The organism is Bradyrhizobium sp. USDA 4449 (assembly GCF_054056275.1).
The window spans coordinates 5,624,334-5,648,520 of sequence record NZ_JBSRYD010000001.1 but is presented as its reverse complement, the minus strand read 5'-3'; the positions used below and the strand labels follow the sequence as shown (position 1 = coordinate 5,648,520).

General features: G+C 63.9%; 21 protein-coding genes and 1 pseudogene. 10 read left to right on the top strand and 12 right to left on the bottom strand.

Annotated elements, in window-relative coordinates; translation table 11 throughout:
• The first annotated feature begins 97 nt into the window (after nucleotides 1-97).
• Nucleotides 98-1,165, top strand: a complete 1,068-nt coding sequence (locus ACVIIW_RS26390) for a GGDEF domain-containing protein (protein WP_456703414.1) — start codon at nucleotides 98-100, stop codon at nucleotides 1,163-1,165.
• A gap of 85 nt (nucleotides 1,166-1,250) precedes the next feature.
• A complete protein-coding gene (gene fabA, locus ACVIIW_RS26385) occupies nucleotides 1,251-1,781 on the top strand; it encodes a bifunctional 3-hydroxydecanoyl-ACP dehydratase/trans-2-decenoyl-ACP isomerase (protein WP_456703413.1) in 531 nt (176 codons plus the stop codon).
• A gap of 3 nt (nucleotides 1,782-1,784) precedes the next feature.
• On the opposite strand, the gene ACVIIW_RS26380 is transcribed toward fabA, so the two are convergent.
• The 8 genes from ACVIIW_RS26380 to ACVIIW_RS26345 all read right to left on the bottom strand — a co-directional run bounded on the left by ACVIIW_RS26380 (nucleotide 1,785) and on the right by ACVIIW_RS26345 (nucleotide 9,376).
• Nucleotides 1,785-2,240 carry a TfoX/Sxy family protein gene (locus ACVIIW_RS26380; RefSeq protein ID WP_456703412.1) on the bottom strand — a complete coding sequence of 152 codons (456 nt, stop codon included), beginning with the start codon at nucleotides 2,238-2,240 and terminating at the stop codon, nucleotides 1,785-1,787.
• Nucleotides 2,241-2,406: 166 nt separating this feature from the next.
• Nucleotides 2,407-2,817, bottom strand: coding sequence for a HesB/IscA family protein (locus tag ACVIIW_RS26375; protein WP_082822077.1), 411 nt, complete (start codon nucleotides 2,815-2,817; stop codon nucleotides 2,407-2,409).
• 49 nt (nucleotides 2,818-2,866) lie between these two features.
• Nucleotides 2,867-3,238 (bottom strand): SUF system Fe-S cluster assembly protein, encoded by a 372-nt coding sequence (locus tag ACVIIW_RS26370; RefSeq protein WP_456703411.1) that lies wholly within the window; start codon nucleotides 3,236-3,238, stop codon nucleotides 2,867-2,869.
• Entirely contained in the window at nucleotides 3,235-4,482 is a 1,248-nt protein-coding gene (locus ACVIIW_RS26365) for a cysteine desulfurase (RefSeq protein ID WP_456703410.1), read from the bottom strand. The genes ACVIIW_RS26370 and ACVIIW_RS26365 overlap by 4 nt, the downstream gene beginning before the upstream one ends.
• A complete protein-coding gene (gene sufD, locus ACVIIW_RS26360; RefSeq protein WP_456703409.1) occupies nucleotides 4,479-5,801 on the bottom strand; it encodes a Fe-S cluster assembly protein SufD in 1,323 nt (440 codons plus the stop codon). The genes ACVIIW_RS26365 and sufD overlap by 4 nt, the downstream gene beginning before the upstream one ends.
• Before the next feature lie 11 nt (nucleotides 5,802-5,812).
• Nucleotides 5,813-6,565, bottom strand: a complete 753-nt coding sequence (gene sufC, locus ACVIIW_RS26355) for a Fe-S cluster assembly ATPase SufC (protein ID WP_456703408.1) — start codon at nucleotides 6,563-6,565, stop codon at nucleotides 5,813-5,815.
• A 61-nt stretch (nucleotides 6,566-6,626) separates the two neighbouring features.
• Nucleotides 6,627-8,123 (bottom strand): Fe-S cluster assembly protein SufB, encoded by a 1,497-nt coding sequence (gene sufB / locus ACVIIW_RS26350; RefSeq protein WP_456703407.1) that lies wholly within the window; start codon nucleotides 8,121-8,123, stop codon nucleotides 6,627-6,629.
• A 113-nt stretch (nucleotides 8,124-8,236) separates the two neighbouring features.
• Nucleotides 8,237-9,376, bottom strand: a complete 1,140-nt coding sequence (locus ACVIIW_RS26345) for a cysteine desulfurase family protein (RefSeq protein ID WP_456703406.1) — start codon at nucleotides 9,374-9,376, stop codon at nucleotides 8,237-8,239.
• A 344-nt stretch (nucleotides 9,377-9,720) separates the two neighbouring features.
• Here ACVIIW_RS26345 and ACVIIW_RS26340 point away from each other — a divergent pair, with 344 nt between their 5' ends.
• The 3 genes from ACVIIW_RS26340 (at nucleotide 9,721) to ACVIIW_RS26330 (ending at nucleotide 12,165) form a co-directional block, all read left to right on the top strand.
• Nucleotides 9,721-10,590 carry a LytTR family DNA-binding domain-containing protein gene (locus tag ACVIIW_RS26340; protein WP_456703405.1) on the top strand — a complete coding sequence of 290 codons (870 nt, stop codon included), beginning with the start codon at nucleotides 9,721-9,723 and terminating at the stop codon, nucleotides 10,588-10,590.
• 352 nt (nucleotides 10,591-10,942) lie between these two features.
• Nucleotides 10,943-11,590 (top strand): alpha/beta hydrolase, encoded by a 648-nt coding sequence (locus ACVIIW_RS26335; protein ID WP_014495555.1) that lies wholly within the window; start codon nucleotides 10,943-10,945, stop codon nucleotides 11,588-11,590.
• A gap of 62 nt (nucleotides 11,591-11,652) precedes the next feature.
• Nucleotides 11,653-12,165, top strand: coding sequence for a DUF1697 domain-containing protein (locus ACVIIW_RS26330; protein WP_456703404.1), 513 nt, complete (start codon nucleotides 11,653-11,655; stop codon nucleotides 12,163-12,165).
• On the opposite strand, the pseudogene ACVIIW_RS26325 reads toward ACVIIW_RS26330, so the two are convergent.
• From ACVIIW_RS26325 to ACVIIW_RS26315, 3 genes and pseudogenes are all read right to left on the bottom strand, one after another.
• Nucleotides 12,162-12,480, bottom strand: a pseudogene (locus ACVIIW_RS26325) (DMT family transporter). The gene ACVIIW_RS26330 and the pseudogene ACVIIW_RS26325 overlap by 4 nt on opposite strands.
• 3 nt (nucleotides 12,481-12,483) lie before the next feature.
• A complete protein-coding gene (locus tag ACVIIW_RS26320) occupies nucleotides 12,484-13,179 on the bottom strand; it encodes a glutathione S-transferase family protein (protein ID WP_456703403.1) in 696 nt (231 codons plus the stop codon).
• Between the two features lie 96 nt (nucleotides 13,180-13,275).
• Nucleotides 13,276-14,379: an anhydro-N-acetylmuramic acid kinase gene (locus ACVIIW_RS26315; protein ID WP_456703402.1), complete on the bottom strand. Its 1,104-nt coding sequence runs from the start codon at nucleotides 14,377-14,379 to the stop codon at nucleotides 13,276-13,278.
• A gap of 164 nt (nucleotides 14,380-14,543) precedes the next feature.
• Here ACVIIW_RS26315 and tyrS point away from each other — a divergent pair, with 164 nt between their 5' ends.
• The 3 genes from tyrS to ACVIIW_RS26300 all read left to right on the top strand — a co-directional run bounded on the left by tyrS (nucleotide 14,544) and on the right by ACVIIW_RS26300 (nucleotide 17,778).
• A complete protein-coding gene (gene tyrS, locus ACVIIW_RS26310; protein WP_456703401.1) occupies nucleotides 14,544-15,797 on the top strand; it encodes a tyrosine--tRNA ligase in 1,254 nt (417 codons plus the stop codon).
• Between the two features lie 56 nt (nucleotides 15,798-15,853).
• Entirely contained in the window at nucleotides 15,854-17,110 is a 1,257-nt protein-coding gene (locus ACVIIW_RS26305; protein WP_456703400.1) for an MFS transporter, read from the top strand.
• 221 nt (nucleotides 17,111-17,331) lie between these two features.
• Nucleotides 17,332-17,778: a DoxX family protein gene (locus ACVIIW_RS26300; protein WP_456703399.1), complete on the top strand. Its 447-nt coding sequence runs from the start codon at nucleotides 17,332-17,334 to the stop codon at nucleotides 17,776-17,778.
• 221 nt (nucleotides 17,779-17,999) lie between these two features.
• On the opposite strand, the gene ACVIIW_RS26295 is transcribed toward ACVIIW_RS26300, so the two are convergent.
• Nucleotides 18,000-21,788, bottom strand: coding sequence for a YhdP family protein (locus tag ACVIIW_RS26295; protein WP_456705276.1), 3,789 nt, complete (start codon nucleotides 21,786-21,788; stop codon nucleotides 18,000-18,002).
• 204 nt (nucleotides 21,789-21,992) lie between these two features.
• On the opposite strand from ACVIIW_RS26295, the gene ACVIIW_RS26290 reads away from it, so the two are divergent.
• A complete protein-coding gene (locus ACVIIW_RS26290) occupies nucleotides 21,993-22,697 on the top strand; it encodes a redoxin domain-containing protein (RefSeq protein ID WP_456703398.1) in 705 nt (234 codons plus the stop codon).
• A gap of 111 nt (nucleotides 22,698-22,808) precedes the next feature.
• Nucleotides 22,809-24,170: a peptidoglycan DD-metalloendopeptidase family protein gene (locus ACVIIW_RS26285; RefSeq protein ID WP_456703397.1), complete on the top strand. Its 1,362-nt coding sequence runs from the start codon at nucleotides 22,809-22,811 to the stop codon at nucleotides 24,168-24,170.
• Nucleotides 24,171-24,187 lie beyond the last annotated feature (17 nt).

Genomic DNA, 24,187 nt, shown 5'->3' with positions numbered 1-24,187 from the left:
CGTTTACCGACCATTCACGATCGTCCGCTAACCTACGAGCATAATTTAAGCATTGCTGCGGCCGGTGGCGCACGGATCGCTGTGTGGGGTATGTTCGGTGGTCAAGGTGCTCGATGAACACGAACGCACGATGGCGTTCGCCGAGGTGGCGCTCGGTCAGATCCGCTCGCTGAAGCAGACCGCGATACCCCGCAATTACGAGATCTGGTACGTCTACGCGACCGGCCACAACGCACCGCTCAACAAGATCATCAACGAGACGCTGGCACGCAACGGCAAGCTGTCCGAAGCCGATCTCGAGCAGATCTACGACACCTATCTCTCCCACATCAAAACGACGGACCGTATCGACAAGGTCGGTGCGCGCGTCATCGCCGAGATCGACGATGTGACGAGGGGGCTGAGCGAGGCGCTCGGCATGGCCGCCGCCTACGACGCCAGCCTCTCGGACGCGACGAAAAAACTGTCCTCGTCCAGCAAGCCCGAGCAGATCAAGATGATCGTCGAAGCGCTGCTGCGCTCGACCAGCGAGATGCGCGAGACCAACAAGGCGCTGGAAGACCGGCTGACGCTGTCGAAGAGCGAGATCAGCAATCTCCAGCAGAGCTTGGAAGCGATCCGCGCCGAGAGCCTGACCGACCCGCTGACCGGGCTCGGCAACCGCAAATATTTCGACCGCATGATCGGCATGGCGGTGCAGAGCGCGCTTGCGAGCGGCGAGCCGCTGTCGCTGCTGCTGTTCGACATCGACCATTTCAAGTCGTTCAACGATTCCTACGGTCATCTCACGGGCGACCAGGTGCTCCGGCTCGTCGGCCTGTCGCTGAAGCAGACAATCAAGGGCCAGGACATCACCGCGCGCTATGGCGGCGAGGAATTCGCGGTCGTGCTGCCCAACACCGCGCTGCGCCAGGCCCTCACCGTCGCCGACCATATCCGCCGCGCCGTGATGGCGAAGGAATTGAAGAAGAAATCGACCGGCGAGATCCTCGGCCGCGTCACCATCTCCGTCGGCGTCTCCATGCTTAAGCAGGGTGACGACACCGAAACGTTGATCGATCGTGCGGACTCCTGTCTTTACGCGGCCAAGCGCAACGGCCGTAACCGTGTGATCTGCGAAGTCGACCCGGAATACGCGATCGAGACGCACAACCGGGTGGCGTGACACAGGCCGCGAAATCCGGCGCCGCTTGACATTCCAACCTGACGAACGACATCTTCCTCGCCAGATCGCATGAGGATTTCTCGTCGTGCCCAATCCGCATGATTTTCACGCGCCACAACCGTCCTACACCAAGGACGAGCTGCTGAGATCGAGCGAAGGCGGTTATTTCGGCCCGGGCAATGCGCAATTGCCGGCACCGCCGATGCTGATGATGGACCGCATTACCGAGATCAGCCTGGATGGCGGCGAATACGGCAAGGGCCATATCGCGGGCGAGCTCGACATTGTGCCGGACCACTGGTTCTTCGATTGCCACTATCGCGGTGATGCAATGATGCCGGGAAGTCTGGGCCTGGATGCGATGTGGCAGATGGTCGGATACTGGCTCGGCTGGTCCGGCTCACCAGGCAAAGGCCGCGCCATCGGCGTCGGTGAGGTCGAGGTCACAGGCGCCATCACACCACAGACCCGGTCCGTGCGCTACGAGGTCGCGATGCGATTGGTCCGCCGCGGCAAGCTCGTGCTCGGAATTGCCGACGGGCGTGTCCTTGCCGACGGCACCTGCGTCTTCGTGGCCAAGGACATGCGGGTTGGCCTGACCAAGGCCATGGAGTGATCCTCAAGCCTTGCGCTTGGCGCCCTTTCGCGCCGGAGCCCTTCTGGTCGCCATGTCCGGCGCTTTCGCGGGCTTGGTGACTTTCTTCGCCGGCTTGCTCACGGCCTTCTTCGCTGCTTGCTTCGCCTTCGGCCGCTTCTTCACCTTGGCGCGCTGCGCTGCCGCCAGTGCCGCCCTCGCCCATCGCGCCAGTTCCTCGGAATCGTCGAACAGCCGCGCCGGCAGCTCCCAGTAGGAATTCACCAGCACGGTTTTGGCGCGGGTCGAATATTGGAACGGCTGAGAGCCTTCAGCTTCAAAGTCCGGAATGGTCGTTTCGTCGGCGCGGAAGAACAGGCCGGCGCGCAAGGCGAGCGCAAAGTTGATGCCATCGGCCGAAATGCCGTAGCCGGAGAACATCTTTCGGATGGCGACCGGGCCGAAATCGGCAAACAGGTCGATCAGGAATTCGCGGTCCATGGCCGAACTCGCTCCCAGCGTCGTCCTGGCGAACGCCAGGACCCGTTACCACAGGGAGGAGTTTAGCGAAGACTGTTGGTACTGGCACCGCCCATCACCGAGAGATCACGCGGAATGGGTCCTGGCGTTCGCCAGGACGACAGCGTGGGCTTCGTGAAAGCCGGGCTTACCCGTCGATCTTGGCCGGGCGCAGCTCGACCGACTCGCCGCAGCCGCAGGCGGAGACCTGGTTGGGATTGTTGAAGACGAACTGGGCCTGCATCTTGTCGGCCTTGTAGTCCATCTCGGTGCCGAGCAGGAACAGCACGGCCTTGGGGTCGACCAGGATCTTGACGCCCTTGTCTTCGACCACCTCGTCGGTCGGACGGATTTCGTGGGCGTATTCGACCGTGTAGGACTGGCCGGCGCAGCCGCCGTTCTTCACGCCGACGCGCAGGCCGACGATCTCGGAATCGGCGCGCTGGGTCAGCTCGCTGATGCGTTGCGCTGCGGCATCCGTCAATCGCATCACCTGCGGGCGCGGACGCCGCGGCTTCGGAGTGGATGCTGGTGTCGAGCCGGACGATATCTGTGTCATGTCAGTGATGTGGTCCGTTGCGGAACGAATTCAATATCGAGTTTACGCGTCACCACATGTTGAGGACGAGGCGCGCCTCGTCGCTCATGCGTTCCGGTGTCCAGGCCGGCTCCCAGACCACCTTGACGTCGACCACGCCGACGCCGGGGACGCTGGCGACGGCGTTCTCGACCATGGTCGGCAGCTCGCCGGCGGCCGGACAATTCGGCGTCGTCAGCGTCATCTGGACGTCCACGGAACGGTCATCCTTGATCTCGACCTTGTAGATCAGACCGAGCTCGTAGATGTCGGCCGGGATTTCCGGATCGAACACGGTCTTGAGGCCGGCGATGATCTCGCGCGTCAGCCGTTCGGTCTCGTCCGGCGGCAGCGCCGAATGGGTCTCCATCGGATTGGCTTTGATTTCGGCCGTGTCACTCATGCGAACAAATCCCGCGCCTTGAGCAGCGCCTGTGCCAGATGATCGACTTCTTCCCGCGTATTGTACATGCCGAACGAGGCCCGGCAGGTGGCCGTCACGTTGAACCGCTCTAAAAGCGGCATCACGCAATGGGTGCCGGCGCGCACGGCGATGCCCTGGCGGTCGATCACGGTAGCGACGTCGTGAGCATGCGCGCCCTTCAGCTCGAAGGAGATCACCGGGCCCTTGCCCCGGGCCGTGCCGATCAGCCGCAGCGAGTTGATCTCGCGCAAGCGCTCCTGGGCGTAGGCGGTGAGATCGGCCTCGTGCGCAGCGATGCGCTCCTTGCCGATCGAATTGACGTAGTCGATGGCAGCCCCGAGGCCCACGGCCTCGACGATCGCGGGCGTGCCGGCCTCGAACTTGTGCGGGGGATCGCCATAGGTGACGATCTCGCGCGAGACCTCGCGAATCATCTCGCCGCCGCCGTTGAAGGGGCGCATCGCCACGAGGTGATCGTACTTGGCCCAGAGCACGCCGATGCCGGTCGGACCGTAGACCTTGTGGCCGGTGAAGACGTAGAAGTCGCAGCCGATGTCCTGGACGTCGACAGGCAGATGCACGGCGCCCTGGCTGCCGTCGACCAGCACGGGGATGCCGCGGGCGTGTGCGATCTTCACGACGTCCTTGACCGGAACGATGGTGCCGAGCGCATTCGACATCTGCGTGATCGCGACCAGCTTGGTCTTCGATGTCAGCAGCTTCTCGAACTCGTCGATGAGGAAATTGCCCTCGTCGTCAACAGGCGCCCATTTGATCACGGCACCCTGCCGCTCCCGAAGAAAATGCCAGGGAACGATGTTGGAGTGGTGCTCCATGATCGAGAGGACGATCTCGTCGCCCTCCTTGATGTTCGGGCCGCCCCATGAGGAGGCAACCAGATTGATCGCTTCCGTCGCGTTGCGGGTGAAGATCACTTCCTCAGGTCGGGGCGCATTGATGAACTGCGCCGCCTTGGTGCGGCCGCCCTCATAGGCCTCGGTCGCAGCGTTCGCGAGATAATGCAGGCCACGATGCACGTTGGCGTATTCGCTAGTGTAGGCCTGCGTCATGCGCTCGAGCACGGCGCTCGGCTTCTGCGCCGAAGCCGCGTTGTCGAGATAGACCAGATTCTTGCCGTAGACCTGCAGGCTAAGCGCCGGAAAGTCCCGGCGCACGCGCCCGACGTCGTAGGCGCCGTTCTTGACTGCGGGATGCGTGCTCATGACCGCCGCTCCAGCCAGCGCTCGGCAATGCCGATCACATGCTCGCGCAGTCCGTCGTCGGCGATCTGCTCGATCGCTTCGCCGACAAACGCCTGAATCAGCAGCGCCTGGGCTTGCTTCTCGGGCAGGCCTCTGGCCTTGAGATAGAACAGCAGGCTGTCGTCGAGCGCGCCGGCGGTGGCGCCGTGACCGCAGGAGACGTCGTCGGCGAAGATCTCGAGCTCCGGCTTGTTGTCGGCCTCGGCTTCGTCCGAGAGCAGCAGCGCCCGCGTCATCATCTTGCCGTCGGTCTTCTGCGCGTCGGGGCGAACGATGATGCGGCCCTGGAACACCGAATGGGCGCGGTCGTCGATCACGGCACGGAACACTTCGCGGCTGACGCAATTCGGCACCGCATGGTCGACCACCAGCGTGGTGTCGCCATGCTCGGTCTTCTGCAACAGGTTGACGCCGTTGGCGGAGAGCTCGCTGCCCTCGCCTGCCAGAGTGACGAAACCCTGCAAGCGGCTGACCGCCGCGCCTGTGGTCATGTTGAAGAAATTCAGCTTCACATTGGCGCCGACGGTGACGAAGTGGGACGAGACGTTCACCGCGTCAGGCGCATCGTCCATCAGGCGGATATGCGCGACGTCGGCGTCGTCGCCGATCCAGAGGATGACAGCGTCACTGACCTGGTAGGCGATCGCCTTCCCAGCCGCGACGAAGCTTTCGATGATGGTGGCACGAACGCCCTTGCCGATGCGCAGGTGCGAGCGGGTGAACGCGGATGCGGACGCTGCCGTTGCGACGTGAATGATCTGGATCGGCGCGGACGACTGCGCGCCATCTAAGATCGACACAACGACGCCATCGGTCGCCATCGCCGCATTCAGCGAGATCACGGCATCGCTCGATGTGGTCTGGAGCAGATCGCCCGCGGCAGGATTGGCCTCGTTCTCCAGCACCTCACGCAGAGTCTTGACGCTCATCTCGGAGGCAAGCACCGCGACATCGGAAAGGTCGGGTACGAACACGCCGTCGACCAGCACCAGCTTGCGGGCGCCCGCGATCGCATTCGCCCTCACCGCCTCCGCAGCGCGCTTCAATGCAGCGGCATCGGGGCTGGCCGCGAGCGGCAGCACCTCGCCGACCAGGGCACGGAGATCGGTGTACTTCCATTCCTCGATACGGCGGTGCGGGAGGCCGAGACGCTCGTATCTCTCGAACGCCTCGCGGCGCACTGCTGCCACATCGGGCGAACCCGGCAGGCGGCCTCCGGCGCTGGCGAACAGATCGCTCACCGCGCGGCCGCTTCCGGTCTTTGCCACAGCAACGTTCATCGCAAAATTCCTTACGCGGCATCCTCGAACTGGGTGTAGCCGGACGCTTCCAGCTCCAGCGCCAGTTCCTTGCCGCCGCTTTTCACGACACGGCCCTTCGACATCACGTGCACGATGTCGGGCACGATGTAGTTCAGGAGCCGCTGATAGTGGGTGATGACGACCATCGCGCGCTTCGGCGAATGCAGCGCGTTGACGCCGTCGGCGGCGATGCGCAGCGCGTCAATGTCGAGGCCGGAATCCATCTCGTCGAGGATGCACAGGCTCGGCTCGAACAGCGCCATCTGCAGCACCTCGTTGCGCTTCTTCTCGCCGCCGGAAAAACCGACGTTGACGCCGCGCTTGAGCATGTCCTGCGGGATATTCAGCGACTTCGCGACTTCGCGGACCTTCTTCAGAAAGTCCGGCGTCGAATATTCGCTCTCGCCGCGGGCCTTGCGCTGCGCGTTCAGCGCGGTGCGCAGGAAGGTCATGGTGGCGACGCCGGGAATCTCGACCGGATACTGGAACGCCAGGAACACGCCCTTGGCGGCGCGCTCCTCGGGGGCCATCTCCAGCAGGTCCTCGCCCTTGAACAGGATCTGGCCATCGGTGACCTCGTAGCCGGGCTTGCCGGCGATGACGTGCGAGAGCGTCGACTTGCCGGAGCCGTTCGGCCCCATGATCGCGTGCACCTCGCCCTCGTTCACGGTCAGCGTCAGCCCGTGGAGGATCTCACGCTCCTCGACACGAACCTTCAGGTCTTTCACTTCAAGCAAAGCCATCTTGGTATCCAGTTCATTCAGATGATGTTGGAGCGCCTCAGCGCACCGCCGGGGTCGGCAATCAGCCGACCGATCCTTCGAGCGAGATCGAGATCAGCTTCTGCGCTTCCACCGCGAACTCCATCGGCAGTTGCTGCAGCACGTCCTTGACGAAGCCATTGACGACGAGGCCGACCGCCTCTTCCTGGCTAAGCCCGCGCTGGATGCAATAGAACAGCACGTCCTCGGAGATCTTCGAGGTCGTCGCCTCGTGCTCGAACGTCGCCGAGGAGTTCTTGGCCTCGATATACGGCACGGTGTGCGCGCCGCATTTGTCGCCGATCAGCAGGGAATCGCAGGCCGTGAAGTTACGCGCGCCGGTCGCCTTGCGATGCGCGGTGACGAGGCCGCGATAGGTGTTCTGCGACTGGCCGGCGGCGATGCCCTTGGAGATGATGCGGCTCGACGTGTTCTTGCCGAGATGGATCATCTTGGTGCCCGAGTCGACCTGCTGGAAGCCGTTCGAGATCGCGATCGAGTAGAACTCGCCGCGGGAGTTGTCGCCGCGCAGGATGCAGCTCGGATATTTCCAGGTGATCGCCGAACCTGTCTCGACCTGGGTCCAGGAGATCTTGGAATTGTTGCCGCGGCAGTCGCCACGCTTGGTGACGAAATTGTAGATGCCGCCCTTGCCTTCGGAATTGCCCGGATACCAGTTCTGTACCGTCGAATACTTGATCTCGGCGTCGTCATGGGCGACGAGCTCGACCACGGCGGCGTGCAACTGATTCTCGTCGCGCTGCGGCGCGGTGCAGCCCTCGAGATAGGAGACGTAAGCGCCCTTGTCGGCGATGATCAGGGTGCGCTCGAACTGGCCGGTGTTGCGCTCGTTGATGCGGAAATAGGTCGACAGCTCCATCGGGCAGCGCACGCCCGGCGGCACGTAGACGAACGAGCCGTCGGAGAACACCGCCGAATTGAGCGTCGCGTAGAAATTGTCCGAGGTTGGAACCACCGAGCCCAGGTACTTCTGCACCAGCTCAGGGTGCTCGCGGATTGCCTCCGAGATCGGCATAAAGATCACGCCGGCCTTCTTCAGCTCCGCCTTGAACGTGGTCGCAACCGAGACCGAATCGAAGACCGCGTCCACCGCGATCTTGCGGCGGGCGGGATCTTCCTCGCCCACCTTCGGCTCGACGCCTTCGAGCATGGCAACTTCCCGCAAGGGAATGCCGAGCTTCTCGTAGGTCTTCAGGATTTCGGGGTCGATCTCGTCGAGCGAGGTGACCGTCTTCTTCGGCTTCGGCGCCGCGTAATAATAGAGGTCCTGGAAGTCGATCCTGGGATAGTCGACGCGCGCCCAGGTCGGCTCCTGCATGGTCAGCCAGCGCCGATAGGCCTCGAGCCGCCACTGGAGCATCCAGGCGGGCTCATTCTTCTTCTGGGAGATGAATTTGACGGTCTCTTCCGACAGCCCCTTGGGGGCCTTGTCGGACTCGATCAGGGTCTCAAACCCATAACGGTACTGATCGACGTCGATGCGCTTCACGCGCTCGACCGTCTCTTGCACGGCTGGCATTCTATCCTCCGCTCGCGGTTTCAAGGACCGCGGTGGATCAAACTCGGACGAGTATTACGATGTTTATTGGCGGAAAGCACGGGCTTAGAACCGTTCAAGCCGTGTTTCGTCGCTTAGCCCTTAAGTAGGGTATTACCGAGCTTTCGCCAAGCCTCCAAGGCTCGATTGATTTCCTCGGGTTCCGTGGACCAGCCCAGACTGAGGCGCACTGCTCCCTGGGCCACCGCGGGATCGAATCCCATCGCGGAAAGCACGTGAGAGGGCTGGACCTTCCCCGAGGAGCAGGCCGAGCCCGAGGATACCGCGATCCCCTCGAGGTCGAAGCCGATCACCGCAGTCTCGGCCTTGAGCCCTGGCGCGGTGAACAAGACGGTGTTAGGCAACCTCTTCACGTCTTCAGCGAAGAGCGTTCCCCCCGCGACCGCCCGAATACCATTTCCCAAGCGATCTCTTAGGCTTGCCATGCGTTCCGCATCATCATGCAGAGCCTGAAGGGCGGCTTTCACCGCGGCGCCGAAGCCCGCTATCCCGGCAACATTCTCGGTTCCCGCCCGCCGGCCGAGCTCCTGTCCACCGCCCCGCACCAGCGGCTCCAGTCCGCCGAGCCCCTCGGCCACGACCAGCGCGCCGACGCCCTTGGGTCCCCCGATCTTGTGCGCGGAAAAAGTCGCAAGGTCCGCGCCGACCTCATTAATACTGAACGCAATCTTGCCCAGCGCCTGGATCGCGTCGACGTGCAGGAGGCCATCGGCCTCATGGACGATGCCAGCCGCCTCCGTGACGGGCTGGAGCGCACCGGTCTCATTGTTGGCCGCCATGATCGAGACCAGCGCCGGCGGGCCATCGGCAAGCAGCTCCCGGAGGTGGTCGAGATCGACGATGCCGGAACGGGTGACCCTGACCTGGCTGACGCTCTCTGCCGGAAACCGGCCGCCGGCCAGCACCGAGGCGTGCTCGACCGCGGAGACCAGGAGCCGCTGCACCGGACCGCCCGAACGGCCGCGCAGGCCCGGTGAGAGCGCCAGCGCATTGGCCTCGGTCCCGGCGGAGGTGAAGACGACGTTCCGCGGCAGCGCGCCCACGGCCGCCGCCAGCATGGCCCGCGCCTCCTCGACCAGCCGCCGCGCCTCCCGCCCCTCGGCATGGACCGAGGACGGATTGCCGATCAGCTCGCCAGCGGCCAGCATCGCTGCGCGCGCCTCGGCGCGCAGCGGTGTGGTCGCATTCCAGTCGAGATAGACGCGGCTTGGCATGGCGCCCTCTTAGCACCTTTTGGCATCGTGCCAATCGAGCCCCGCCGCAGATCAGGCCGGCAGTTGCTGCGCGCGCCTCGGCGCGCACCGACGACAGCGCGAGCAGGCGTAGAACACGCCGGCCTGGTAGAAGATCGGCAGGGCGAAGGCTAAAATCCGCACGCAGTCCAGATCGATGCGTCGTTCCGGATTCGATGCTTGTCGTGGTGCAAATATGAGTTTCTTCTCCTGGACGTCTGGACATCAGCGGTTTTGCGGCCATGGCTGACGGCCAAAATGCGCCGGAAACAGAGCCCGCCGAGACGGTTTGGGATCGGAACCGGACCCGCGGGGACGAGGCATCGTTGGCAGGGACGAGCGCTTGGTCGCGCTTGATCGGCAGCGACTGGATGATGTTCGCGGCGATCGCCGCCATCGCGCTCACCATCGGCATCGTCAATGCGCTCTCCGGCGCACAGGACGCCGCCTGGCGCGGCGACACCGCCAATATCGGCCAGCGCCTGTTCTGGGAGATGACGAGCATCGTCGTCATTCTGGTGCTGGTGCCGATCCTGATGCTGTCGGTCCGGTATATGCGCGGAACGAAGGGGCTGGCGAGGCGGATCGGAATCGCTGCGGCCGCCCTGCTCGGCTTCTCGGCCCTCCACATCGCCGGCATGGTGGGCCTGCGGAAATTCCTGCTCTGGCTCGCGGGCAGCAGCTACGACTTCCATTTCTCGCTGACGTCCGTTCTCTACGAGTCCCGCAAGGATGGGGTGACTGCATTGCTGATTGGGGCAACGCTCTGGCTGCTCGAAAGCCGCCGCGAACTGCGCAAGGCCGCACAAGAAGCCCTGTCCACTCCTGCCATCCCGCAGGAGCAACCGTCTTCTCCCGATCTGATCTGGCTCCGCGACGGCACGAGCCGCATTCGCGTCAGGCCGCGCGACATCCTGTGGGTCGCCTCCGCCGGCAACTACATCGAATATTGCCTTGCGAACGGCACCCAGCACCTGATCCGGGGCACGCTTGCCGCGACCGAAGGCGAGCTCGCCCGCTTCGCCATCGTGCGCGTGCACCGGACCCGGCTTGCCAATCTCGACCGGGTCAGCGGCATCGAGTTCAAGTCGTCAGGGGATTTCGAGCTCACCTTCGACAACGGCAGGACGCTGGGCGGCAGCCGCCGCTACCGGTCTGCGGTCGCCTCGCTCGGAGGCCGCACCGCGCCTGCGTGAATCGCTCGCGCCCCCGGAGGGAAGACGATAAAAATTAGTTCTTTCAATGACTTAAATTCGCACAGACGAGGCCGGCGATCCCGTCGATCGACCCCCATCGGTACAGCCGAGGCTCCTCGATCCGCGGCTAAGCTCTTGAGCACATTGGCAGATGTCGAAGATGCTTGCTTTTTGCCCCGCAGCCTATGTTAGAACGCGCACCGTCAAGTCACCGTGCGCCGTCAGCGCATCACCGCGAGGCGCACGCCTTCTCATCTTCCATTCGCGCTTTCGTCGGCATCGCTGTCGATGAGGGCCACAATCGGTTGATTGCCGAGGCCAGCTCTCCAGCAAATCAATCCAGAGATCATCGATGCCTGAAGTTATTTTCACCGGCCCCGCCGGCCGCCTCGAAGGCCGCTATCACCCGGCCAAGCAGAAGAACGCGCCGATTGCAATGATCCTGCATCCGCATCCGCAGTTTCACGGCACGATGAACCATCAGATCGTGTATCAGTGCTACTACGCTTTCGCGCATCGCGGCTTCTCGGTGCTGCGCTTCAACTTCCGCGGCGTCGGCCGCAGCCAGGGCTCGTTCGATCACGGCACCGGCGAATTGTCGGATGCGGCGGCAGCCCTCGACTGGGCGCAGACCATCAACCCCGAGGCCCGTGCCTGCTGGGTCGCCGGGTTCTCCTTCGGCGCCTGGATCGGCATGCAGCTTTTGATGCGCCGCCCCGAGGTCGAAGGCTTCATCTCCATCGCGCCGCCGGCCAACCTCTATGACTTCTCGTTCCTTGCGCCCTGCCCGTCGTCAGGGCTCATCGTGCACGGGGAGAAGGACGCGGTGGTGCCGCCGAAGGACGTCAACACGCTTGTCGAGAAGCTGAAGACGCAGAAAGGCATCGTGATCGACCAGCAGGTCATCCCCGGCGCCAATCACTTCTTCGACGCCAAGCTCGAACCGCTGATGGAAACCATCACCGCGTATCTCGACATGCGCCTCGCCAACGTGCGGTAAGACTCTCGTTTGAGCATGATCTATTCGGAAAACTGCTTCACACCTTTCCGGATCATGCTCTGATGACCGCGTTCGTGGCCCTGCTGCGCGCGGTCAATGTCGGAGGTACCGGCAAGCTGCCGATGACTGAGCTCAAGGCGATGTGCGAGGAGCTCGGTTTTGGTGCCGTGCGCACCTACATCGCCAGCGGCAATGTGGTCTTCACCAGCCGCAAATCAGAATCCGCGATCAAGGCCGCGCTGGAAAAGCGCCTGCACGCCTACGCCGGCGCGCAGGTGGGCGTGCTCGTGCGCAGCGCTGCCGAGATGGCAGAGGTTCTGGCCGCCAATCCGTTTCCGAAAGCGCCACCCAATCGGACCGTTGCGATCTTCCTGGACAAGGCACCGCCCGCGGACGCGCTCGCCGGAATTCGCGGCCAGAAGAACGAAGAGGTCAAACTCGGCCGCCGCGAGATCTACGTGCATTATGGCGACGGCATGGGAACGTCAAAACTCGCGATCCCCTCCGCCAAGACCGGCACCGCGCGCAACATGAACACCATCGCGACACTGGTGAAGATGGCTGCAGAGCTCTAGGCCAGCTTCAGCGCGACGATGCCCATCAACACCAACGCGATGCCCGCAAGCTTCATCGCGCTCAAGGCCTCGCCGCACGACGCCGATGACGAAGGTGCCGGCCGCACCGATGCCGGTCCACACCGAATAGGCGACGCCGACCTCGAGCACCTTCAAGGCACGTCCGAGCAGGAAGACGAAGGTGGCCAGCAGCACGAACGAGGCGATGCTCCAGCCGACGCGCGTGTAACCTTCCGCATACTTCATCGAGATCGCCCAGCCGACATCGAGCGCCCCGGCGATCACCAGGATCAGCCAGGCCATGGATTCCGACATCGCTCAGGCCGCGAGCTTGAGCAGATGCGCATCGTGGCGCACGAGGAATGCGCGCAGCAATTCTGGATAGTCCGCGCCGACCGCCGTACGCACGCTGGGACGTTTCGCCAGCTCAGCACGCCAGGCGCGCACCTTCGCGACATCGCGCAAGATGCCGTGATCGGTCAATTCGTCGAACAGATCGAAATAGCGGAAGACGGGCGCGAACACGGCATCAACAAGGCTAAATGCCTCGCCGGCGAAGAACGGACCTGCCCTAAGCGCGGCTTCGACACGCGCAAATTTCACTGCGAGCGCCTGGCGCTTGCTTTCGAATGTCCCCGGATCCGTCGTGGTCTCAAGGCCCCAGAGATCGCCGAGGATGGCCGAGCCGAACTCCATCCAGGCGCGGTGCTCAGCCCGCTTCAACGCGTCGGCCGGGTGCAGCTTCGCACCGCCTTGCGTCTCCTCGATGTACTCGCAGATCACGTTGCTCTCGAACAACGCGACCTCGCCCTTCTCCGTCGTCACCACCAGGACCGGCACCTTGCCGAGCGGCGATATCTTCAGGAACCAGTCCGGCTTGTTGGCGAGATCGATATCGACGCGCTCGAACGGTACGCCCTTCTCCGTCAGCGCGATCACCGCGCGCTGCACGTAAGGGCAAAGCTTGTGGCTGATCAGTTTCAGTCGAGCGGGCGTTTCAGGCGAAGAAGTCATGGCGATGATCCCGGCGGTTCAATGCAACTGCATCCAACATAGATGCATTTGCATATACCCGTCAAGATCAATGCATCTGCATCAAACGCGCCGTGCTCAAGGCCGCGCGATCACCCCGCCCGTCATCGGCATCGGCACGCCCGTGGTGGCAGGATAGGACAGCGGCAAGCCCTTGAGGCCGCGCGCGGCGAGGAAGCCGAAGGCTTGCGCCTCGATGGCATCGGAGGCCCAACCGAGCGTCTCTGCGGCCTCGACGGTGGCCGTTCCGACCTGCTCCCGCAGCATCCGCAGCATGGTGAGGTTGCGCGCGCCGCCGCCACAAACGATCCAGCTGCGCGGCCGCCGCGGCAACAAGGGAATGATGCGGGCGATCGCGGCCGCCGTGAAGGCGGTGAGCGTCGCCGCCCCGTCGGCCGGCGCGATATCGCCGAGCTTCAATGCAGCAAAGTCGTTGCGATCGAGCGATTTCGGCGGGGGAAGCGCGAAGAACGGCAACTCCAGCGCCCGCGCGATCCAGGCCTGGTCGGCCTTGCCGAGTGCTGCGAACTTGCCTTCGGCGTCGAACGCCTTGTTCATGGTGCGGTACATGAAATCGTCGAGCAGCGCATTGCCGGGCCCGGTGTCGCACGCGATCAGCGTATCGTTGCCGTCGATATAGGTGATGTTGGAGACGCCGCCGATATTGACCACGACGATCGGCCCTTCGCGCTCCAGCGAATTGGCGAGCGCCCGGTGATAGACCGGCACCAACGGCGCGCCCTGCCCGCCGGCCTCGACATCGGCGGCGCGGAAGTCGTGCATGACGGGGATATGGATCGCCCTGGCCAGCGCCGGCGCATCGCCGATCTGGACCGTCAGCCTCCGCTCGGGCCGGTGCAGGACGGTCTGACCGTGGAAACCGACGATGTCGATCTCCTCCGGCTTCATCCGGTTCTGGGCGACGAACGCGGCGACCGCCTCCGCATGAGCCTGCGTCACCGCCCGCTCCGCCTCGGCCAGGATCCCCGGCCGGGCATCGCGTTGCGAAAGACTCGCGGCCTCGGTGAGCGCCTGACGCAGCAGATTGCGCTCGGCCGGGCTATAGGGCCGGTAGCCTGACGGTCCGCACGCCCGTACCTGCTTTCCATCGGTTTCGATCAGCGCGACGTCGACCCCGTCCAGTGAGGTGCCGCTCATCAAACCGAGTGCCGTCAACATCATGGGATCAGCGTCCTCGAGACCCACCCTGCCATGCCGATCTTGTGCCAGAGGGACACATCTTATAATGCCACAGGCCAAAGTGGTGGCGGCAATTCGAGTTCCAGGCGAACACCGTTAAATTGCCCCCAAAACGGTAAACCAAGAATTGTCAGGCTCGCCGACAAATGACTGCATTCAAATCGGACTTCCTCAACACCCTGCAGGAGCGTGGATTCATCCACCAATGCTCCGATTTCGAGGGGCTCGACGCCCTTGCCGCCAAGGGCGAGGCGATCGCCTATGTCGGCTACGACTGCACCGCCCGCTCGCTGCATATCGGCAACTACCTGACCATGATGATGCTGCACTGGCTGCAGCAGTCCGGCAACAAGCCGATCACGCTGATGGGCGGCGGCACCACCATGGTCGGCGATCCCTCCGGCAAGGATGAGACGCGTGCGATGCGCACGATAGCCGAGATCGAGGCCAACAAGGAATCGATCCGTGGTGTGTTCGCAAAAGTGCTGAAATACGGTGATGGCAAGAGCGACGCCATCATGCTCGACAATGCGGAGTGGCTGACGAAGCTGAACTGGATCGAGATGCTGCGCGACGTCGGCAGGCATTTCTCCGTCAACCGCATGCTGACGATGGACTCCGTGCGCCTGCGCCTCGAGCGCGAGCAGGAGATGAGCTTCATCGAGTTCAACTACATGGTTTGCCAGGCCTACGATTTCGTGGAGCTCGCCAAGCGCACCGGCTGTCACCTGCAGATGGGGGGATCGGACCAGTGGGGCAACATCATCATGGGCGTCGATCTCGGCCGCCGCATGGGCACGCACCAGCTGTTTGCGTTGACGACGCCGCTGCTGACGACCGCCTCAGGAGCCAAGATGGGCAAGACCGCGCAAGGCGCAGTGTGGCTCAATGCCGACCAGTTCCCGCCCTATGATTTCTGGCAGTACTGGCGCAACACCGAGGACGCCGACGTCGGCAAATTCCTGAAGCTGTTCACGACGCTCCCGATGAGCGAAATCAGGAAGCTCGAAGCGCTCGGCGGCTCCGAGATCAACGAGGCCAAGAAGGTGCTCGCGACGGAAGCGACCGCGCTGCTGCATGGTCGCGACGCCGCCAATGAAGCGGCCGAGACTGCGCGCCGCACGTTCGAGGAAGGCGCACTTGCCGAAAGCCTGCCGACGGTGGAAATTCCGCGCGGCGAGCTGGACGGCGGCCTCGGCGTGCTGAACGCCTTCGTCAAGGCGGGCCTCGTTGCCTCCAATGGCGAAGCGCGGCGGCAGATCAAGGGCGGCGGCCTGCGCGTCAACGACGTCGCGGTCACCGACGAGAAGTTGGCGCTGTCGGCCGCGAACCTCACGCCTGAGGGCGTCATCAAGCTGTCCTTCGGCAAGAAGAAGCACGTCCTCATCCGGCCTGCATAGGCGTATGTGCTTTTGATGCTTGTCAGGGCGCGCCGAAGCGCGCTCCCTGACGGCCAATGGATCGTAAGACGACCAGGGAAACGGCTGGGCAACAAGCAAGCACACCGCAAGGCGCGGTGCGCACCGCGCTTGTCGTGCTGGCGTTGTGCTTCACCCTGGCAGTGCTCGGCCGCGGCCTCAGCGAGAGCTTCACAGTCTTCCTCAAACCGATCTCCGAAACTTTCGGGTGGGACCGCGGGCAAGTCGTCTCGATCTACTCGCTGACCTGGCTGATCAGCGGGCTGACCGCGCCGCTGGTCGGGCGGCTGTTCGATCATTCCGGACCGCGCATCGTCTATGCGCTCGGCCTGTTGCTGCTGGGCTCGGCGTTCCTCATCGCAGCCCATGCGCAAGCGCTCTGGCAATTCCAGCTCTCGATCGGGCTGTGCGTGGGCATCGGCGTTGCCTTCATCGGCAACGTGCCGAACTCGATTCTGCTCGGCCGCTGGTTCGGTCCAAAGCTGCCGACGGCGATGGCGGTGGTCTACTCGGCCATGGGGGGCGGCGTGCTGGCGCTGCTGCCGGCCTCGCAGCTCCTGATCGATCGCCTCGGCTGGCGCGAGACCTATCAGGTCTACGGCCTGGCCGCCCTCGGCCTGCTGCTGCCGCTGCTGCTGCTGCCCTGGCGCCTGTTCTCCGCCGGCTCGCCGTATGTCGCCAAGAAGAGCGATCCTGATTTCATCGACAACGGTTGGACGTTGCTGAGCGCGATGCGCCATCACGCCTTCTGGGCGCTGTTCTCGACCTTCTTCTTCACCGCCGTCGGCATGTACGCGATTGCTGCGCAGATCGTGGCCTACCTGATCGATGCCGGCTTCCCGCCGCTTCAGGCTGCGACCGCGTGGGGCTTTTCAGGCGTCGTGCTGGTGTTCGGCATGATCGGTGTCTCCGCGCTCGACGGGCTGATCGGGCGCCGGCCGTCCGTGCTGCTCAGCTACGCGATCTCGATCGTCGGCATTTTCCTGCTCTGGCTGCTTCAGTATTATCCAAACCTCATCCTGCTCACCGGCTTCGTCGTCTGCTTCGGCAGCATGATGGGCTCGCGCGGTCCGCTGATCACCGCGACCGCGATGAAGATCTTCCGGGGCAAACGCGTCGGCACCATTTACGGCACGATCTCGATCGGCAGCGGGCTGGGCTCGGCCTTCGGCTCCTGGAGCGGCGGCCTGATCCATGACGCCACCCACGGCTACAACGCGCTGCTCGTGTTCGCACTTGCGAGCGTGGTGCTCGGGATGATTCCATTTCTGATTGTGCCCGCCTTGCGGCGCTAGGTTTCCCAGGGGTAACCTGAACTCATTCGTGTCACCGGGGAACTACGGGCGGCCGCGAAGCGTATACGGAGAGAAAATGCTGATTGTGCGCGGCTGAAATCCCAGTGTGCGGTGTTTTGTCCGACATGACAAAAATGTCAGCGCAAATTGACCTGGCGCAGCTTGCAGGGCGGAACCGAATGCGGTCCTAGTCGCAACATTGGATGGAGGGCACAAACCCAATGAACTTTCCCTATCTCTCTCGCTATGAACCGGTTCTCCTGAGCCTGTTTCGCTTCATCACCGGCCTGTTGCTGTTCCAGTACGGCCTGACCAAGATCTTCCACATTCCGCAGGTGGCCATGTTCGCGAATCCGCCACCGCTGATCTGGACGGCCGGCCTGATCGAGCTCGTGCTTGGCGCGACGCTGATGATCGGACTGTTCACCCGTCTGTCGGCCTTCGTCCTCTCCGGCGAAATGGCCTTCGCCTATTTCCTCGGTCACGTCTTCCACATTTCCAAGGAAGGCCCGCCGGTTTTCCTGCCGCTGCTGAACAACGGCACCGCCGCGATCCTGTTCTGCTTTGCCTGCCTCTACCTCGCGGCTGCGGGCGGCGGGGCGCTCAGCGTCGATGCGGTCATGGGCAAGGAGAGCGACGCGCCGGGCGGCGCCTTCGCGCGGCGCTGAGGCGCAGGCAATCGAGTTCCACGTCACGAGACGTCGCCGGTCATTGCCCGGCGCCGTTTCAGCGAGAGCCCAGCACGTTCCATATCAGAACGAGGACGGCTGCGAGCAGCAGGGACATGATGAGGCGGTGAACGAATCGGTTCATTGCCGGTCCCGTCAGCCTCCCAAATTCAAAGACCTTTTTTCAGGACAGCGCCGACGGTCCCGATGATAGCTCCGCGCTAGCGCCGCGCGAGGCTGCAACCGTTCGACAATTGTCTTGCCGATCCCGTCGGGCTGTCGGCGGACTGCGACGACGGCAGCTCATCGATCGGCGTGTTCTGCTTGCCGGTATTGAACTCCATGATCTTCCGGGTCACGCCGGGAAATATCGCCGAGATCGGATTGACGCGCATCACGGGCGCCGCCGGTGTACCGATGACCTCGTAGGTCACGCCGATCAGTCCCTCCTTGTCACCAGCACCCAAGAACAACCCGAGCACCGGAATCTGTCCGAACATGTTGTTCAATCCGTACATCGGCACGAAGGTACCGCTCATGCACACTTGGTTGCCGGGATAATCGATCGAGCCCTCGATGGTGGCGCCGATCATCGGGCCCTTGACCACGCCATCGCGGACCGTTAGCGCGCCGTTCTGACGGATGAACTCGGCGCGGAGCGCGCTGAAGGAGACACCATTCCCGGTGCCGTTCGGCGCGCCTGCAGCGACGCGTTCAAGCTGCGCCTCACCCTTCACCGAGAAGTCGCGTACGCTGATGAGACCTTCCCGCGCCATGGTCGGCTCCGACGTCGGCGGCTCCATGGCTACCACCATCTGGCCGCCGACGGCCTTGGTATAGATATCGGTGAACTTCAGCAGCGATCCGGCATCGTTGGTCTGAAGATAGATCACCTCCCGGCTGCCTTGCGCGCGCCCGCCGCGCAAGTCCGCAGCGACCGGCGTGTTCTGACCGATCCTGCCGTTCAGCGAGAAAGCCTTGATCGCCCCGCTGCGCTTCGACATCTTGGCATCGACGCTGCGCATGGTCTCGCCGTTAAACCCCATCACGGTGCCGAGCTTCACGTCGATGTCGAAATCGACGTTCTTGAGCTTGCTCTTGCTGTCGTCCTTGGAATTGCCTGAGATCGCCGACTTGAGGAAGCCGCGGCCGTCGAAGACATCGCCGCGCATCGTGCCCCTGACCACGCCGTCCTGGCCGCGCTCCACCTTCAACGACGTCTTGTCCCCGTCGGACGGCGAATAGGTCGGAAAGTTCGCGTTCATGAGGTCGCCGTTCGGGTCGACTTCGAGCGAGCCCTTGATCGAGGCGCCGCCGCCTTCGATGACGATGTCCTCGAGCCGCGTCGATTGTGCCGTCGGCACCACCTTGAATGTCGCCTTGCTCGACTTGCCCGGCAGCTTGACCCAGCCGGGAAGAATGTTGTCGAGCTTGACCGAGGTGAGGTCGGCCTCGATGCCGAGCTTCGTCGTTGCGTCGGGGCCGCCGGCAATCTTGCCCGAAACCTTGATCGGAACCGACCCGCTGACGGCGGGACTGAGATCGAAGCCAAGGCGCGCACGGCTCGCGTCGTCCAGTGTCGCCTGCAGCTTGACGTCCGCGTCGCCATCGGTCGCCTTGCGGTAGTCGAGCGAAGCCGGCTGCCCGTTGATCTTGACGTCGCCCTTGACCTGATAGCCCTGGTTATTGGCGACGATCTTGAGATTGTTGGCTTCGAGCTTCTGGTTCATCACCAATTTTTCGGCGCTGAAACCGTTGAGATCGGCTGTCACGGCGTAGGTGGTGTCCGCCTTGGTCAGTTCGCCCTTCACCGGCAGGCCGAGCTGGATGTTCGCCGTGAATGTGCCCTTGCTGGTGTTGGGGTCGACCACGGTCGACGACAGATCGCTCAGCCGATCACTGGACAGCATCTCGGCCGCAGCGGGCACCGGGCCCTCGACGCGGAATCTCGTCCGCGAGGGCGACGGCTTCGGCGCCATGTCAGGCACCTCGAACACGAAATCGGAGATCGTAACCTTGCGGCCTGCAGGGGTGTCGGCAATGCCCTGGGCGATATTCACGGTGGCGGTACGTCCGGTCACATGCGCCTTGAGGTCGGCATCGTGCACGACGGGCATGCCGTCGACAGGGCGGACCGCGACGCCGCTCGCCGCGATGTTGACCGACAGGCCGTCATCGGGAATGGGCGGTCCCTTGCGCGGAAGATTGCGCGTCGGCGAGTTGACGCCGACCTCGATGCGCTGGAGCGTGCCGCGCTCGATCCGCTCGATCACCCATTGGCGCAACTCCGGCACCACCAGCGTCGGCCACATCCGCTTCAGCGCCGAGGCCGACATCGGCGTTCCCGCAAAGCCGAGCGTCAGGCGCGGCTCGCCTGAATAATCGATCGCGCCGGTGCCGGCGACGCCGATCTCGCCATTGCTGATATCGGCCTGCGTCAGCAGCAGGCGCTTGTGATCGGTATCGAAGCGGAAGCCGATCGCGATGCGGTTGAAGACGAGCGGCGGTTCGTTGTCGATGCCGCCGAGCAGGATCGAGCCGCCGCTGAAGCCGAGTTGCCAATCATTGGTGGTGCCGTTCGGCGGCTCCAGATGCGCCAGCAGCGTCAGGCGATTGGCGCCCGAGAGGATCTTGAACGGTGCCACCAGCACCCGCCGTGCTGCATCCCACTCGACGTTGATCTCGGCGGAGTCGATCGCCATCGGGTAGTCGGGCGTATCGGTGTCGATGATGTTGCCCGCGCCGATCATGACCTTGCCGCGGAAGAACGTCGGGACGCCGTCGCGGCCGAGCTCGCCCTTCATCTCACCGGTCAGGGGCAGGTCGGCCGTATAGGTCAGGTCCTTCACCCGCAGGGCGAGCAGGATGTTGGAGGTCGAGAGCTTGTCGGCGCGGATATCGATCGAGCGCACGCCATTCTCGGCCGGTCCGATCGTCGCGCGTAACGACCAAGGCTTCGCCCCCTCTTCCCCGAGGCTGAGCGTGACGCCGCCATGGCTCGGCCGGCGCAGGCTGAGCGTGATGTTCTCAAACGTCCATTTGCTGCCGCGCTGCTGGTCGTCGACGATCAGGTTGCCGTTCTTGAGGCCGATCTCGTTGAGGTTCTGGCCGTCGAGGCCCGTCATGCTCAGGCTGTCGAGCCAGTCGAGGCCCTGAAGGATACCGCTCTGCGCGGCGGGTTGAGGCGCGTCCGGAGTTGCGGGCGCCATCCCGAATGGCGGCGGCGGGACGCCGTTGCGCGGGAATGTCGGCGGCAGGCCCGCTTCCTTCTTGGATGCAACGCCGGTTGCGAGCGGTTTGGCCGTATCGCCGGCGGACACGGTGACGGTCCCGTCGGGTGCGATCCGGATCGCGAGTTCGGCGTCGACGAGGTTGAGGCTTTCGGCGCGCAGATGACCGGTGAGAAGCCCGACACCGGACAGCCTCACCTCGGCCTTCGGCGCGCTGGCGACGATGGCATGATCATGATCGCGAACGATGATGTCGCGGATGCGCACGGCGACCCTGATCCGCCCTGCCCGCTCGATCTGGGTGCCGCCGACCTCCACGGTGTTGCCGTGACCGATATTGTCCTCGATGGCGGCGGCGAGCCAGGGCGTCGCCATGTCGAGATTGATTGGGCCGGCACCGAGCCGCCACCACAGCGCGCCAAAACAGCCGACGAAGATGACGATCAGGGCGCCGACGACAACGCCGATCCTACGAACCCAGCGTCCGCTCGGCAGGACCCGCCGAAACGCCGAGAAGCCCTCACCGAGGCGGAAGCGCGAACTGGAACGCGAGAGCAGGCGGCGTGCACGATGCCCCGCCTCCTCTTCCTGCTCTTGATCCCAGTCGGCCTCGTCCCATTCCGGCTGCTCGTGATTGCCACCGTGCCGATTCGAGTCCCGATTGTGATCCTGGGGCGACGTATTCCTTGCCATTGCCTCTCGATACAGGCGTCCGTCATGGGACTGAGCGCCGCCGGGACCGCAGCCGTCGACGGGAATTGAAGCTCCCCGCCCCGGCATTGCCGCCATACTTCCGATGTTCCTGCTGTTCGTCATTTCGCCCCGGGAGCGCGTTCAACGAGCAGTGGGGTGGTGCGTGGATTTCCTTGTAACCATACTCCGTCGCCGCCAAAATTGCCCAGCCGAGGGCGCGAATCCGGCACACCGGACGAGAGCTGCAATTCCGCTTTGGTTGACCCGCCGAAAGCGACGAAAGGAAGGCGTATGTCCAAGAAATCCCGAAAGAAATCGTCCAAAACGCCCTCCGGCAGTCCGACCGCTAAAAAGAAGCCCCCGAAAACACGGGCATCGACTCGAACACGCAGCGCGAAAACACAGGCGGCATCCGCCAGCAAATCAAACAAGCCAGGCGCAAAGGCAACATCACATAAGGCCGCATCGAAATCGTTAAAATCTTCTGAAAAGGCCTCCAACCCAGCCGCCCCGGTCTCGTCCGGTTCAGCAAAGCCGATCGTCGCGGGCATGAAGGCGCCGGCCTTCCGCCTGCCTCGTGACGGCGGCGATGTCGTCACCTCGGCGGACTTCTCGGGCCAGAAGCTCGTCCTGTTCTTCTACCCCCGCGCCGACACCCCCGGCTGCACCCGCGAGGCCATCGACTTCACCCGGCTCAAGAGCGACTTCACGTCTGCCGGCACCGCCATACTGGGTATTTCGGCCGATCCGTTGAAGGCCCAGGAGAAGTTCCGCGACAAGCACGGCCTTGGAGTCCCCCTGATCTCGGACGAGCGGCACGAGATGCTGGAGGCGTACGGTGCCTGGGGCGAAAAATCGATGTATGGCAAGACCTTCCTCGGGATTCTTCGCACCACGGTCCTGATCGGGGCCGACGGCAAGATCGCCAAGGTCTGGCGCAACGTCCGGGTCGACGGCCATGCTGACGAGGTGCTGGAAGCGGCAAGAAGTCTTTAACCAGCCCGTTAAAATCGAGCGCTCCCGTTTCCGGAAAATTAACCATGACCAGCCCAGATTGCTGCGGCAATTTGGCCGCAAGGAACCGTTCCGACCGGCGCGGGAGTGCCGATGTCGAAAAGTTCTGCCCAATATTCGCAGTACCCCCAGCATCACCCGCACGACCACGGACGGCCGTTTCCGCGCCGCTCCGCGCCTGCGGCAGCTCCTGCCATTCCCCTGCCCGCAGCCGACGACGCCTACACCATCGTGCATCACGGCAAGCAGGTCCGGCTCGGGCCGGTGGTGTTCTGGATCGTGGTCGGCACCGTCGTTCTGCTCGGCCTGTGGTCGGCGGCGACCGCCACCTATTTCGCCTTCCGCGACGATGTCCTCACCCGGCTGATCGCCCGCCAGGCCGAGATGCAATATGCCTATGAGGATCGCATCGCCGAGTTGCGCGCCAAGGTCGACCGCACCACCAGCCGCCAGCTGCTCGACCAGGAACAGTTCGACCAGAAGCTCGACCAGATCATGAAGCGCCAGGCGGCGCTGGAGTCCCGGGCCACGGCGCTGGGCGCCATGCCCGACGTGACCGGATCGATTCCCCGCGCGGCGCCGCAGCGCGGCGAGGCGAACCAGGCGACGCAAGGCACGCCAAAACCCTCGCCGATCAGCGATACCGTCATCTTCGTGGCGCCGCCCGACCGCGAAGCGCGGCTCGAATCGCGGGCGCCGAGCGCGATGGCCCCGCCCGTCAATCAATTCGCCAAGAACCAGAGTTTTGACAACGTCCTGGTCCGGCTCACCAACTCGCTCGATCAGGTCGAGCGCCGTCAGGTCGCCGCGCTCAACGCGGTTGAGGAAGGCATGGATTCACGGATGCGCCGGATGCGCGGCGTCGTCAGCGATCTCGGTTTGAACCTCGCCAGTCTCGAAGCCGCCGTGCCGCGCGCCCCGATGGGCGGTCCGTTCGTGCCGGTGAAGCTTACCGCGAATGGCGGCCCTTTCGAGAAGCAGCTCTATCGCATCAACGTCACCCGCGCCGAAATGGACCGGCTCAACCGCACGCTGGCGCAGGTGCCCTATCGCAAGCCCGTCGTCGGTGAGGTCGAATTCACCTCCGGCTTCGGCGTGCGCAGCGATCCCTTCCTCGGCCGCCCTGCGATGCATACCGGTCTCGACTTCCGCGCCGCGACCGGCGATCCCGCACGCGTGACGGCCAACGGCAAGGTGGTCTCGGCCGGCTGGTCCGGCGGTTATGGCCGCATGGTCGAGGTCGATCACGGCAATGGATTGTCGACCCGCTACGGCCATCTCTCCGAGATCAACGTCAAGGTCGGCGAAATCGTGAAGATCGGCCAGGTCATCGGCCTCGTCGGCTCGACCGGCCGCTCGACCGGCCCGCATCTGCACTATGAGACCCGCATCGACGGCGAAGCCGTCGACCCGCAGAAATTCTTGCGCGCCGGCGTGCGACTCAGCGCAGGCTAAGTCCGCAACAGAAGACG

Excerpts from the sequence above, each read along its gene's own strand:
- sufB (WP_456703407.1), bottom strand. The coding sequence starts at position 8,123 with ATGCCAGCCGTGCAAGAGACGGTCGAGCGCGTGAAGCGCATCGACGTC.
- ACVIIW_RS26290 (WP_456703398.1), top strand. The coding sequence starts at position 21,993 with ATGTCCAAGAAATCCCGAAAGAAATCGTCCAAAACGCCCTCCGGCAGT.
- ACVIIW_RS26295 (WP_456705276.1), bottom strand. The coding sequence starts at position 21,788 with ATGCCGGGGCGGGGAGCTTCAATTCCCGTCGACGGCTGCGGTCCCGGC.
- ACVIIW_RS26335 (WP_014495555.1), top strand. The coding sequence starts at position 10,943 with ATGCCTGAAGTTATTTTCACCGGCCCCGCCGGCCGCCTCGAAGGCCGC.
- ACVIIW_RS26285 (WP_456703397.1), top strand. The coding sequence starts at position 22,809 with ATGTCGAAAAGTTCTGCCCAATATTCGCAGTACCCCCAGCATCACCCG.
- sufC (WP_456703408.1), bottom strand. The coding sequence starts at position 6,565 with ATGGCTTTGCTTGAAGTGAAAGACCTGAAGGTTCGTGTCGAGGAGCGT.
- sufD (WP_456703409.1), bottom strand. The coding sequence starts at position 5,801 with ATGAACGTTGCTGTGGCAAAGACCGGAAGCGGCCGCGCGGTGAGCGAT.
- ACVIIW_RS26305 (WP_456703400.1), top strand. The coding sequence starts at position 15,854 with ATGGATCGTAAGACGACCAGGGAAACGGCTGGGCAACAAGCAAGCACA.
- ACVIIW_RS26320 (WP_456703403.1), bottom strand. The coding sequence starts at position 13,179 with ATGACTTCTTCGCCTGAAACGCCCGCTCGACTGAAACTGATCAGCCAC.
- ACVIIW_RS26380 (WP_456703412.1), bottom strand. The coding sequence starts at position 2,240 with ATGGACCGCGAATTCCTGATCGACCTGTTTGCCGATTTCGGCCCGGTC.
- ACVIIW_RS26315 (WP_456703402.1), bottom strand. The coding sequence starts at position 14,379 with ATGATGTTGACGGCACTCGGTTTGATGAGCGGCACCTCACTGGACGGG.
- tyrS (WP_456703401.1), top strand. The coding sequence starts at position 14,544 with ATGACTGCATTCAAATCGGACTTCCTCAACACCCTGCAGGAGCGTGGA.
- ACVIIW_RS26330 (WP_456703404.1), top strand. The coding sequence starts at position 11,653 with ATGACCGCGTTCGTGGCCCTGCTGCGCGCGGTCAATGTCGGAGGTACC.
- ACVIIW_RS26345 (WP_456703406.1), bottom strand. The coding sequence starts at position 9,376 with ATGCCAAGCCGCGTCTATCTCGACTGGAATGCGACCACACCGCTGCGC.
- ACVIIW_RS26365 (WP_456703410.1), bottom strand. The coding sequence starts at position 4,482 with ATGAGCACGCATCCCGCAGTCAAGAACGGCGCCTACGACGTCGGGCGC.
- ACVIIW_RS26300 (WP_456703399.1), top strand. The coding sequence starts at position 17,332 with ATGAACTTTCCCTATCTCTCTCGCTATGAACCGGTTCTCCTGAGCCTG.
- ACVIIW_RS26375 (WP_082822077.1), bottom strand. The coding sequence starts at position 2,817 with ATGACACAGATATCGTCCGGCTCGACACCAGCATCCACTCCGAAGCCG.
- ACVIIW_RS26370 (WP_456703411.1), bottom strand. The coding sequence starts at position 3,238 with ATGAGTGACACGGCCGAAATCAAAGCCAATCCGATGGAGACCCATTCG.